A 12,116-nucleotide genomic window follows, 5' to 3' on the forward strand; every position below is an offset into this window, starting at 1 on the left:
AGGCCGGTAGGACATGAGTGACGGCGATAACGCCACTCCTGGCCCTCCCGACCCCACCGACGGGGACAACCGGTGGCTGACCCGCAGCCAACGGCCCGCACCGGGCGCCGCGCCCTGGGAGCGTGCGGACCTCCCTCGCAGGCAGGAGCCGTCGGAGGCCGAAGCCGCCGAACCCGAGTCCACGGGTAACCACACCGACGGCGTGACCGTCGCCGACCTCATCGCCAAGTTGTCCGGTGACGGCGCGGTGCCCCCCGAACTGCGGCGTCGGCGCCGCCGCGCACCCGAACCTCCCGACCCGCCGGCACCGCCCACCGAGATCATCGCGGCGGTGCCCGACGCACCGGCGGGGCAGGACTCACCGGCTGACCTCGACGAACCAGCCGGACCGTACGAACCGGAGCCGCCCGCTTCCAGCGAGGACAACGACTGCGACACCGAAATCCTGCCGGTCATCCGCGCCGATGCCGAGCTGCCCGATCTGGCGCTCATTCGCAGGCCCAGCCGGGTGCCCGCGGCGCATGCGGCCACCGCGAGCAGGCCGGCGAAGCCCCGCAAGCGTCGGCGCCGCACACTCATCGCCGGACGCGCGATCGCCGCGCTCATCGCCGTGCTCGCACTCGCGATGACCGGCGGGGCGTGGCAGTGGCAGTCGGCGAAGAACAACATGATGAACCGGATCTCCGCGCTGGACCCCGACTCCCGCGACATCCTGGACCCCAACGCGCAATTCGGTGACGAGAACTTCCTGATCGTCGGCGTCGACAGCCGGCTCGGCGAGAACAGCGGCATGGGCGCGGGCACCACCGAGGACGCCGCGGGCGCGCGCTCGGACACCGTCATGCTGGTGAACATTCCGGCGAACCGGGAACGTGTTGTGGCGGTGTCGTTTCCGCGGGACCTCGCGATCGAGCCGATGAAGTGCGAGCCGTGGGATCCCAAGACCGGCAACTACGGTCCGATCACCGACCCCGACTCGCCGATGTATGGCGCCGAGGAGGTTTACACCGAGTACAAGCTGAACTCGGCGTACGCCGTCGGCGGGCCCAAGTGTCTGGTCAAGGTCATCCAGAAGATGTCCGGCCTCTCGATAAACCGTTTCATGGCAGTGGATTTCGCGGGCTTCTCCAAAATGGTGGACGCCCTCGGCGGAGTCGAGGTGTGTAGCACAACGCCACTCGAGGACTACGAACTCGGAACGGTGCTCCCCCACGCCGGCCGGCAGATCGTCGACGGACACACGGCTCTTCAATACGTGCGCGCCCGCCAGGTGACCACCGAGACCAACGGCGACTACGGGCGCATCAAACGCCAGCAGCTGTTCTTGTCGTCGCTGATGCGCTCGATGATCTCCAAAGAGGTGTTCTTCTCGCTGTCCAAGCTCAACAACGTGGTCAACATGTTCATCAACGACAGCTATGTCGACAACATGGACACCAAGGATCTCGTCACGCTCGGCCAATCGATCCAGGGCATCGCCGCGGGCCGGATCACGTTCCTGACCGTCCCGACGACGGGCTACATGGACGAGTACGGCAACGAGCACCTGCGCGAGGAAGACACCCGGGCGATCTTCGACGCGATCATCAACGACGATCCGCTGCCTGAGGAGAAGAACGCCGACAACACCCCGGTGCCCGAGACGCCCGAGTCGTCGACCATCGCCCAGCCCGAGTCGGCCGCGCCGACCCATGACGCCGCGCCGTCGGGTGAGCTCGTGGACGCGATCACCACCGATCCGGCCGACATCACGGTCCAGGTATCGAACTCCACCGGGGAGAACGGTCTCGCCGCGACCGCGGCCAGCGAACTGCAGACCCACGGTTTCAACGTCACCTCCCCCGACGACTACCCGGGTCCGCTGGATTCGACGACGGTGTTCTTCTCACCGGGCAACGAAGAGGCGGCGGCGACGGTGGCGTCCTCGTTCGCCAACGCCAAGGTGGAGCGAACGACGGGGATGGGCGACACCGTGCGTGTGGTGTTGGGCAGCGACTTCCACACCGTGACCCCGCCGTCACCGAGCGGCTCCCCGGTCCAGGTGCACGTAGTGCGCGGATCCAGGAGCACCCCGACCCAGCTCCCGGAGGATCTCGCAGTCACGAACGCAGCCGACACCAGCTGCGAGTAATCGCGCCGGTCACAGCGTTTCAGCAGGTGGGGTTCACCTTTCGTTCACCGCTCGCTTCATGCCGTTTCGGTGGCGATGCCCGTAGGGTGGAGACATGCGTACTGCGTATCACGAGCAGTTGGAGGCTCTGACCACCCAGCTCGGAGAGATGTGCGGGCTGGCGGGCGCGGCGATGGAGCGCGCCACCCAGGCCCTGCTGCAAGCCGATCTCGTGCTGGCCGAACAGGTCATCACCGACCACGAACAGATCGCCGCGATGAGCGCACGGGCCGAGGAGTCGGCGTTCGTACTGCTCGCGCTGCAGGCGCCGGTGGCGGGCGACCTTCGGGCCATCGTCGGCTCGATCCAGATCGTCGCCGACGTGGACCGTATGGGTGCGCTCGCGCTGCACGTCGCCAAGATCGCCCGTCGCCGTCACCCCCAGCATGCGCTGCCCGAAGAGGTGAACGGATACTTCGCCGAAATGGGCCGTCTCGCTGTGGAATTGGGCAACAGCGCCCAGGAGGTGCTAGTGACCCGCGATCCGGAGAAAGCGGCCCGGATCAGCGAAGACGACGACGCGATGGACGATCTCCATCGGCATTTGTTCACCGTGCTGATGGACAAGGAATGGAAGCACGGTGTTGCCGCCGCGGTGGACGTGACCCTGCTCGGCCGCTTCTATGAGCGGTTCGCCGACCACGCCGTCGAGGTCGCTCGCCGGGTGATCTTCCAGGTCACCGGTAAGCACCCCACCGAGGTGGATATGCCCGCGTCGCGGTGAAGCGGGCGTTCGGGCGGCTCAGCCGAAGCGCCCCGAGATGTAGTCCTCGGTCGCCTTCTGGGACGGGTTCGAGAAGATCTTCTCGGTGTCGTCGATCTCGATGAGCCGGCCGGGTTTACCTGTGGCCTCGAGGTTGAAGAACGCGGTCTGATCGCTCACCCGTGCCGCCTGTTGCATGTTGTGCGTGACGATGACGATCGTGAACTCCTGTTTGAGGTTGGAGATCAGATCCTCGATCGCCAGCGTCGAGATCGGGTCGAGCGCCGAGCACGGCTCGTCCATCAGCAGCACATCAGGCTCAACGGCGATCGCGCGAGCGATACACAGCCGCTGCTGCTGCCCACCGGACAGTCCGCCGCCGGGCTTGTCCAACCGGTCCTTGACCTCGTTCCACAGGTTGGCGCCGCGCAGCGACCGCTCGGCCACCTCGTCCAGTGTCTTCTTGTTGCGCACCCCTTGAAGCTTGAGTCCGGCGACCACGTTGTCGCGAATCGACATGGTGGGGAAGGGGTTTGGTCGCTGGAACACCATGCCGATGGTCTTGCGCACACCGACCGGGTCGACTCCCGCGCCGTAGATGTTCTCACCGTCGAGCAACACCGAGCCCTCGACGCGCGCGCCCGGGATGACCTCGTGCATGCGATTCAGTGTTCGCAGCACAGTGGATTTACCGCAGCCCGACGGGCCGATGAAGGCGGTCACGTTGCGGGGCGGGACCGCCAGCGAGACATCGGCCACCGCGTGAAACGCACCGTAGAAGATGTTGACGTCCTTGAGATCTAAGCGCTTGGCCATCGAAATCTCCTAAACCTTTTTGGGGGCGAAGACCTTCGCGAGGAATCGCGCCCCGACGTTGAGTAAGGCGATCAGCAGGATCAAAGTCAGGGCGGCGCCCCACAACCGATCCGTGGGAACGGGATTCGCGCCCGCACCCGCCGAGGTCTGGTCGTACATCATGCCGGGCAGCGAGCCCATGAAGCCGTCGAACATGTCGAAGTTCATCGCCTGCGAGTAGCCGACGAGAACCAGCAGCGGTGCGGTCTCACCCATGACACGCGCCAGCGCCAACATGACTCCCGTGACGATTCCCGATAGTGCGGTTGGAATCACAATGCGGACAATGGTTTTCCACTTCGGCACGCCGAGGGCATAGCTAGCCTCACGCAGGTCCATCGGCACGATGCGCAGCATCTCCTCGGTCGCGCGCACGATGACCGGAATCATCAGCAGCACCAGGGACAGCGACACCGCGAAGCCGGACCGCGGGAAGCCGAACGTCGCCACCCACAGCGCGTAGATGAACAGCGCTGCGACGATCGACGGTACGCCGGTGAGGATGTCGACCATAAACGTGGTCACTTTGCCGAATCGTGTTCCGCCGCCGTACTCGACGAGATAAATCCCGACAAACACACCGATCGGAATAGAGATGGCTGCACACACCAAACCCTGCAGCAGCGTGCCCACGATGGCGTGGTACGCCCCTCCGCCCGCCTGGAACGCCGTCATACCCGCTTGTGAGTGCCAGAACCACTGCGGCGAGGTCAGTGAGTTGAAACCCTTGACGACCACCGAGTACAGCACCCACAGCAGGGGAACCAGGGCGATCAGAACGCTCAGTGTGACCAGAATCGTCGCGACGTTGTTGGTCATCTTGCGGCGAAGGCTGACCCCTTGGAAGGTGGTCGCCTTGACCGGCCGGTCCAGCGTCGACGTCACTTTTCACCCTTCCCGCTGACCGCCGCACGTGCCAGTGAGTTCACCACGAACGTCAGCACGAACAGCACCAGGCCGGCAGCGATGTAGGCGCCCGCCTTGTACTGGTCGTTGAATTCGCTTGCGGTGGCCGCGATCAGGCTCGCAAAGGTGTAGCCACCGTCGAACAGCGACCACCCGAACGCCTGCTGCGTCCCGCGCAGAATGATCAACAGCGCGATGGTCTCGCCCAGCGCCCGACCAAGGCCGAGCATGGCACCGCTGATGTAACCGGACATGCCGAACGGCAGTACGGTCGTGCGCACCACTTCCCAGCGGGTGGCACCGAGCGCCAGTGCGGCCTCGATCTGACCCCGCGGCGTCTGAATGAACACCTCGCGCGTGACCGCGGTAATGATCGGAAGGATCATCACCGCCAGCACGATTCCCGCCGTGAAGATCGTCCCGCCGCCTGCCACCGACGCCGTCCCGGTCTTGAAGAGGAACAGCCAGCCGAGGTTCTCGTTCAGCCACAACGCAACCGGTTTCAGCACCGGGGCCAAGACGTAAAGCCCCCACACGCCGTAGATGATCGACGGCACCGCGGCCAACAGGTCGACCATGTACGCCAGCGGACCCGCGACCCGACGCGGCGCGTACTGGGTCAGAAAGATCGCGATGCCAAGGGCCACAGGCATCGCCAGAACGAGCGCGAACACCGACACGAATACCGTCACCTGCAGCAGATCGAGGATGCCGAAATGCATCGCCGACGTGTCGGTGGTCTTCCAGGTGCCGCCGTAGAGGAAGAAGTTCTCCTCGTTGCGCGCCAACGCCGGGATCGCCCGCCACAGCAGGAACGCCCCGATGGCCGCGATCAGTGCGACGATGAAGGCGCCCGAGCCCTCCGCCAGCCCGCGGAAGATCCGGTCGCCGACACGCTCTTTGGCGTTCCTCGACGGGTTGCTGCTTATCGGGGTCGGCTCGGGAAAGGGTGAAGCGAGCGCTTCACCCGATCCCGCGTCGGACGGATTAGGGATTGTCACCTCGAGCCTATCGGTCATCGGTCCCAGGACCCATCCTCACCGTATCCTCGGCAGCGCGCCACGAAACTAGGCAATCGCTTCGATGGATGTCAGGAGTCGTTCCTTGAAGCGGTCCGGCAGCGGCACATAGCCCGCGGGCGAGAGGTTCTGCTGGCCGTCGTTGGCGGAGATCGTGAGGAACGACTTGACCGCCGCGGCGGTTTCGGGGTCGTAGCCCTTCGAGCAGACGATCTCGTACGTGGCGAGCACCAACGGGTAGGCGCCGGGCTCCTTCGTCCCGTACAACGAGTTCAAGTCGAGCGTCAGGTCGTTGCCTTCCGCGGCGAACGTCGCAACGTCGATCGCCTTCCTCGCGGACTCGTCGGTCAGCTCGACTGCGCCTGCGCCACTGTCGATTTGGGCGAACGGCACACCACCCTGTTCGGCGAAGCCCTTCTCCACGTAGCCGATCGATCCGCCGGTCGCCTGCACGGCCTGCACGACGCCTGCCGACTTCTGGGCGCCTTCGCCGGCACCGCCCTGGAACTCGCTGCCCTCGCCCCTGGTCCAACTCTGGGGAGCGGCGGCGGCGAGGTACTTCTGGAAGTTGTCGGTGGTACCGGAGGAGTCCGACCGGTAGATCGGCGTGATGTCGGTGTCCGGCAAGTTTGATCCGCCGTTGAGCGCAGCGATCGCGGGATCGTTCCACTTGGTGATCTGTCCCTGGAAGATCTTCGCGAGCAGGTCGGCGTTGAGAACCAGCTTGTCGACACCTTCGATGTTGTAGGCCAACGCGACTGGGCCGAAGACCAGCGGAAGGTTCCATGCCGGGTTGCCGTCGCAGCGCTGCGCGGCCTGCTGGACCTGAGGACCCGACAGAGCCGAATCCGATCCGGCGAAATCGACCTGACCGGCGATGAACTGCTCGCGTCCCGCGCCAGATCCGGTGGGGTTGTACGACAGGTTCTTACCCGCGCAGTGCTGACCCCAGACCTTGTTGAACTCGGCGATCGCGTTCTGTTGAGCCGTCGAACCCTCGGCCGTGACGGAGTTCTTGCCGCCACACTCGGCCGACGACGCCGCCCCGTCACCGCCTGTGGTCGCGGTGGTGCCGGCGTTGTTGTCGCTGCCACACGCGGACAGGGTCAACGCCGCGATCGCGGCCACCGAGAAGGTGGTCAGCAGCGGGCTGCAGGTGGTCTTGCCAAGGTTGAGCTTCACGAATCCCACTTTCGAATTGGACGGCTTGAACTCCCTGGCAACGTATGCGGCGCCGGTGGACGGATCGCGGATGAGAAGTGAACGGGCGGTGAACACGTTCAGTTAGTTGGCCGTGGTTTCCCAGCTAGCGGTCGGAACGCTGCGCATAAGCGGCATCGACGGAGAACACCGTGAAGCCGAGCTTTCGGTAGGTGTTCACCGCCGCGGAGTTATCTGCTTCCACGTAGAGCATCACGGCGGAATCCGCACTCCCCGACAGTCGCTCGGCGAGGTGATGGAGACCGGTCAAGGTCAGCACTGCGCCGAGGCCGCGACCCTGGGCCGCTGGATCGACGCCGACGACATAGACCTCGCCGAGGTCGGCGCCGTGGATTTTCGTCCAGTGAAATCCGAGCAACTCATCGGTGTCCTCATCGACGGCCAGGAACAAACCCTCGGGGTCGAACCACGGTTCGCCGCGGCGCTCGTCGATGTCGGCCTCGGTCCATCCACCCTGCTCGGGATGCCATACGAAAGCGGCATTGTTGACGCGCAGCAGCGCGGCATCGTCTGCCGGGCCCGAGTAGGTGGTGATGCGGACACCGCCGGGTGTCGGTGTCAGCGGCAGGTCGGTCAGCGGACGCCGCATCTGCAGGAGTTCGCGGACCACGGTCAGTCCGAGCGAGGCGGCCGTCGCGCGTGCCGCCTCCAGGTTGCCGTGCGCCCACACGCGGGCGTCGTGTCCGCCCTCGGTCAGGCCCGCCCCCACCAGCGCCGCGCCGATTCCGCGACGCCGGGAGCGCGGGTGCACGACCGCCTCTGCCATCGCGGAGTCGTCGTCCGCGGCAAGGTTCAGATAGCCGACGATGTCCTCGTCGTCGCGGGCCACCAGGTGGCGGGTCCGATCGTGCGGCAGCTCCCGCAGCACCTGCTCGCCGACCGGGGCGACACCGTCCGCTGAGGTGGCGGCCTCGATCAGTTCATGAATGCGACGCTGCTCGTCGCCGGAGAGTTCGGTGCGCCAGATAAGTTCCGTCACGGGCTTCGCAGCGGGTCGGCCAACGCTTCGGCGATACCGTCCGGCGTCTCGAGGTCCACTCCGTCGATGTCGTCGGGGATCGCGGCTTCGGGGGCGGACGCGCGCCCGCGCGCGGGTCGGACCGCCTTGTAGCCGACGTTGCGCACGGTGCCGATCAGCGATTCGTATTCGGGGCCGAGCTTGGCGCGCAACCGTCGCACGTGCACATCCACCGTCCGGGTGCCGCCGAAGAAGTCGTAACCCCAGACCTCCTGCAACAGCTGCGCGCGGGTGAAGACCCGGCCGGCGTGCTGGGCCAGGTACTTGAGCAACTCGAATTCCTTGTAGGTCAGGTCGAGGGGGCGACCGCGAAGGCGGGCGGTGTAGGTGCCCTCATCGATCACCAGTTCGCCAAGGCTGATCTTGCCGACGTTCTCCTGGTTGGCCACTCCGCCGCGGCGTCCGACGAGCAGCCGCAGCCGCGCGTCGATTTCGGCGGGCCCGGTGCTGGGCAGCAGGATCTCGTCAAGACCCCATTCGACGTTGACGGCCACCAGACCGCCTTCGTTGACGACGGCCACCACGGGCACCGAGGTGCCGGTCGTGCCCAGCAGCCTGCACAAGCCGCGAGCCGCGGCGAGGTCGGTGCGTGCGTCGACGATCGCGACGTCGGCGCTGCCGGCCTCCAGAAGCGACGACACCTCGGTCGGCGCGGTCCGCACCGTGTGAGCGAGAAGCGACAGCGACGGCAGCACAGACTCAGGGTGTGGGTCAACTGTCAGTAGCAGTAGATCCAACTGGCCCTCCAACAGCCATAGGGACCTCGCCTGGACATCTTTGTCGGTCGGTGACTTCCCAGATTCATGCTCGACATGCGCCCGTTACCGGGGCGATGGTTTTCTAACGATAGCGTGCAACCCGCTTATCAGCTGCGTCGAACGGAGCGTTGAGCCCGCCGTGAGCCAGAATGTGCGGGTGCGCAAGCTGCTGCTCGGGGTGTTGGCGACGGTGCTGGCGGTCGCCCTGTGCGCCGTCGGAGCCGATTTCGGCGCGGCGATCTACGCCGAATATCGGCTGGCCAGAAGCGTGCGCACCGCCGCTGACCTGCAACACGACCCGTCGGTGGCGATCCTCGGGTTCCCGTTCACCACCCAGGCGGCCGACCGTCACTACGACGAGGTCGAGATCAGGGCGAACGGCGTCGGCAACCGGGTGGTCGGCAAGGCGTCGTTGGAGGCGACGCTGCACGACATCGATCTGCCCGGCGATTCGTGGCTCGTCGAACCCGACGCCACGCTGCGGGTCGGCAAGGCCGAGAGCCGCATCATCATCGACTCGACGCATCTGGGCCGGTTCATGGACATCCCGGATCTGCTGGTCGAGGCGCCGACGGGAGAGAGCAACGACGCCACGGGCGGCACCACCGAATCGGGTATCTCCAGTAACAAGGGCGTGGTGTTCACGGGAACGCCGACGAAAGCCGACTTCCACGAGAGGGTGAGCATCGCAGTGGACCTCGAGGTCGCCGGACCGGACCAGACGACGTTGGTGATGACGGCCACCGGCGTGCTGACCGGTCCCGGCACGGCCGATCAGGAGGTGCCCGACGACAAGGAGGACGCCGTGCTGGCCGCGTTCACCGCGAGCCTGCCCGGACAGAAGCTGCCGTTCGGGCTGGCGCCGACCGCGCAGGGTGCCCGAGGCTCCGACATCATCATCGAGGGCATCGCCGAGGGAGTATCCGTCGCGCTCACGGAGTTCCATCTGTCATGAGCTCTTCCTGGGTCTTGGCGATCACTGTGCTCATCGCGGCGCTCGGTGTCGCCTTCGTGATCGGGCGGCTGCTCACGCTTCGAGCGGGCTTGCGCGCGGCGAGCGAGGCCGCGGCCAACGTCGACACCAGCGATCTCGGCCTGTCGACGACCGGGCCGACCGTCGTGCACTTCTCCGCCGAGTGGTGCGGGCCGTGCGCCGCGGTGCGCAAGGTGGTCGACGAGGTCTGTGCGGAGCTACCCGCGGTCGCCCACCTCGAGATCGACATCGACGCCAACCCGGAGGCGGCGCGGCGTCTTTCGGTGCTCTCGCTTCCCACCACCATCCTGTTCGACAGGGACGGTCGGCCCCGTTATCGGACTCATGGTGTCCCCAAGGCCGCTGACCTGCGCTCGGCTCTGAAACCGCTGTTGGCTTGATCACCGTGTCGATTGGTAAGCTGTCCGGCGTGTCCGCCCGCCTCGAGCCGATGCTCACCAAGCGCCGCGCAGTCGATCTGTGCCGCGTTGCGGGTTCTTGCTGTTGTTGTTGCAGCTGCTGAGTAGCCGCGCCCTTCTTCGCGCCGCACTCGGGAGCGACCCCTGTGGTCCTTCCCAGCCCAGCCCAGCCCATGACCGCAACAGGAGCGCACGAATGCCAACGACAGATATGTCGACAACGCGAAGCCGGACACCTGACCAGGTGGACGTGCGCGGACCGCGGTTCGCCGCGTGGCTCACGACCGTCGTGCTCGTGGCAACCCTGCTGCTGTGGCCGGTGAGCCCGGCGGCGTCGGCAATCGTGCTGGGCCTGCAAGCGGCCGTGTTCGCCCTCGGGGCATGGCGCGGGCCGCGTTCACATCCGTACGGCCTGATCTTCGCCCGGCTTATCGCCCCGCGGCTGGGGCCCGTCAGCGAGAAGGAGTCGGTGGCGCCGCTGAAGTTCGCGCAGTTCGTCGGGCTCGTCTTCGCGGTGGCCGGCGTCGCCGGGTTCGCGACCGGTTTCGGGCTGCTCGGTCTGATCGCCATCGGCCTCGCGCTGGTGGCGGTGTTCGTCAATGCGGCCTTCGGCATCTGCCTGGGCTGCCAGCTCTACCCGCTCGTCGCGCGCGTTCGAAGGAACACGAGCGCACCGTCACCCGCATAGAACTTCAAACCTGAAGCAACCGAAAGGATCTCCTCTATGGCACGCTCCGACGTCCTGGTCACGGCTGACTGGGCCGAGAGCAATCTCAACGCACCGAACATCGTGTTCGTCGAGGTCGACGAAGACACCAGCGCCTACGACGACGGCCACATCGAGGGCGCGGTCAAGATCGACTGGAAGACCGACCTCCAAGACCCGGTGCGCCGCGATTTCGTTGACCAGGAACAGTTTTCGAAGCTGCTGAGCGAGCGCGGCATCTCGAACGACGACACCGTGGTCCTGTACGGCGGCAACAACAATTGGTTCGCCGCGTACGCCTACTGGTACTTCAAGCTGTACGGGCACCAGGACGTCAAGCTGCTCGACGGCGGCCGCAAGAAGTGGGAGCTCGACGGACGTCCGCTGTCCACCGAGGTGGTCAAGCGACCCGCGACCAGCTATACGGCCAAGGCGCCCGACAACAGCATCCGGGCCTTCCGCGACGAGGTGATCGCGGCGATCGACAACAAGAACCTCGTCGACGTGCGCTCCCCCGACGAGTTCTCCGGCAAGATCCTGGCTCCTGCGCACCTGCCCCAGGAGCAGAGCCAGCGGCCCGGGCATATCCCCGGCGCCATCAACGTTCCGTGGAGCAAGGCGGCCAATGACGACGGCACCTTCAAATCCGATGAGGCGCTGGAGAAGCTGTACGCCGAGGCTGGGCTGGACGGTGAGAAGGAGACCATCGCTTACTGCCGAATCGGTGAGCGCTCGTCGCACACCTGGTTCGTGCTGCAGGAACTGCTCGGACACAAGAACGTCAAGAACTACGACGGCAGTTGGACCGAATACGGCTCCCTGGTGGGGGCCCCGATCGAGTTGGGAAATTGATATGTGCTCTGCCCCGAAACAAGGCCTGACGTTGCCCGCCAGCGTCGACTTGGAGAAGGAGACGGTGATCACCGGCCGCGTCGTTGACGGGTCCGGACAGGCCGTCGGCGGCGCGTTCGTGCGCCTGCTGGACAGCTCTGACGAGTTCACCGCCGAGGTGGTTGCGTCGGCCACCGGTGACTTCCGGTTCTTCGCCGCGCCCGGCACGTGGACGCTGCGCGCACTGTCGAAGGTCGGCAACGGTGACGCCGTCGTCGCGCCCTCCGGCGCGGGCATCCACGAGGTCGACGTCAAGGTCGCCTGACGACGAGCGAGGCGAGGGACGAGCCGAGCGTCGCCTGACGACGAGCGAGGCGAGGGACGAGCCGAGTAGGAGTCAGGCAATCGGGCGTCGCCTGAGCGATTCAGCTCGAAACTGAACTTGTGTGCGATGATCCGCGGCGGTTTCAAGCGATCGATGCAATAGCGGGTGGTTTGGACGGGTTCGACAGTAGTTCGTCGAGGGCTTCTGCCGGA

The 12,116-nt window shown here is 66.0% G+C and carries 14 protein-coding genes; 8 read left to right on the forward strand and 6 right to left on the reverse strand.

Translation table 11 applies throughout. The features are described 5' to 3' along the window. Positions 1-13 precede the first annotated feature (13 nt). Positions 14-2,131 (forward strand): LCP family protein, encoded by a 2,118-nt coding sequence (locus AU192_RS15125; RefSeq protein ID WP_064397543.1) that lies wholly within the window; start codon positions 14-16, stop codon positions 2,129-2,131. A gap of 94 nt (positions 2,132-2,225) precedes the next feature. Beyond that, positions 2,226-2,894, forward strand: a complete 669-nt coding sequence (gene phoU, locus AU192_RS15130; RefSeq protein WP_064397546.1) for a phosphate signaling complex protein PhoU — start codon at positions 2,226-2,228, stop codon at positions 2,892-2,894. A gap of 18 nt (positions 2,895-2,912) precedes the next feature. Here the strand turns inward: phoU and pstB are convergent, their stop codons facing one another. From pstB to AU192_RS15160, 6 genes are all read right to left on the reverse strand, one after another. Further along, a complete protein-coding gene (pstB, locus tag AU192_RS25965; protein WP_064397548.1) occupies positions 2,913-3,689 on the reverse strand; it encodes a phosphate ABC transporter ATP-binding protein PstB in 777 nt (258 codons plus the stop codon). A gap of 9 nt (positions 3,690-3,698) precedes the next feature. Continuing rightward, on the reverse strand, positions 3,699-4,613 hold the full coding sequence (gene pstA, locus AU192_RS25970) for a phosphate ABC transporter permease PstA (protein ID WP_064397551.1): 915 nt from the start codon (positions 4,611-4,613) through the stop codon (positions 3,699-3,701). Next, a complete protein-coding gene (gene pstC / locus AU192_RS15145; protein WP_064397553.1) occupies positions 4,610-5,653 on the reverse strand; it encodes a phosphate ABC transporter permease subunit PstC in 1,044 nt (347 codons plus the stop codon). The genes pstA and pstC overlap by 4 nt, the downstream gene beginning before the upstream one ends. A gap of 48 nt (positions 5,654-5,701) precedes the next feature. Next, a complete protein-coding gene (gene pstS / locus AU192_RS15150) occupies positions 5,702-6,835 on the reverse strand; it encodes a phosphate ABC transporter substrate-binding protein PstS (RefSeq protein ID WP_064397568.1) in 1,134 nt (377 codons plus the stop codon). A gap of 124 nt (positions 6,836-6,959) precedes the next feature. After that, complete coding sequence (mshD, locus tag AU192_RS15155; RefSeq protein ID WP_064397555.1) at positions 6,960-7,853, reverse strand: mycothiol synthase; 894 nt, start codon at positions 7,851-7,853, stop codon at positions 6,960-6,962. Further along, positions 7,850-8,629 (reverse strand): winged helix-turn-helix transcriptional regulator, encoded by a 780-nt coding sequence (locus tag AU192_RS15160; RefSeq protein WP_064397570.1) that lies wholly within the window; start codon positions 8,627-8,629, stop codon positions 7,850-7,852. The genes mshD and AU192_RS15160 overlap by 4 nt, the downstream gene beginning before the upstream one ends. 160 nt (positions 8,630-8,789) lie before the next feature. On the opposite strand from AU192_RS15160, the gene lmeA reads away from it, so the two are divergent. From lmeA to AU192_RS15185, 6 genes are all read left to right on the forward strand, one after another. Then, a complete protein-coding gene (lmeA, locus tag AU192_RS15165; RefSeq protein ID WP_233151448.1) occupies positions 8,790-9,605 on the forward strand; it encodes a mannan chain length control protein LmeA in 816 nt (271 codons plus the stop codon). Continuing rightward, positions 9,602-10,024, forward strand: a complete 423-nt coding sequence (locus tag AU192_RS15170; RefSeq protein WP_064397557.1) for a thioredoxin family protein — start codon at positions 9,602-9,604, stop codon at positions 10,022-10,024. The genes lmeA and AU192_RS15170 overlap by 4 nt, the downstream gene beginning before the upstream one ends. A 29-nt stretch (positions 10,025-10,053) precedes the next feature. Continuing rightward, on the forward strand, positions 10,054-10,146 hold the full coding sequence (locus tag AU192_RS26285; protein ID WP_353612127.1) for an Ms5788A family Cys-rich leader peptide: 93 nt from the start codon (positions 10,054-10,056) through the stop codon (positions 10,144-10,146). A 92-nt stretch (positions 10,147-10,238) separates the two neighbouring features. Next, positions 10,239-10,730: a DUF4395 domain-containing protein gene (locus AU192_RS15175; RefSeq protein WP_064397559.1), complete on the forward strand. Its 492-nt coding sequence runs from the start codon at positions 10,239-10,241 to the stop codon at positions 10,728-10,730. 36 nt (positions 10,731-10,766) lie between these two features. Further along, a complete protein-coding gene (locus AU192_RS15180; protein ID WP_064397561.1) occupies positions 10,767-11,600 on the forward strand; it encodes a sulfurtransferase in 834 nt (277 codons plus the stop codon). Position 11,601: 1 nt separating this feature from the next. Further along, positions 11,602-11,904, forward strand: a complete 303-nt coding sequence (locus AU192_RS15185) for a DUF1416 domain-containing protein (RefSeq protein ID WP_059098314.1) — start codon at positions 11,602-11,604, stop codon at positions 11,902-11,904. Positions 11,905-12,116: the final 212 nt, after the last annotated feature.

This window comes from Mycobacterium lehmannii, assembly GCF_001499925.1.
Lineage (GTDB): Bacteria > Actinomycetota > Actinomycetes > Mycobacteriales > Mycobacteriaceae > Mycobacterium > Mycobacterium lehmannii.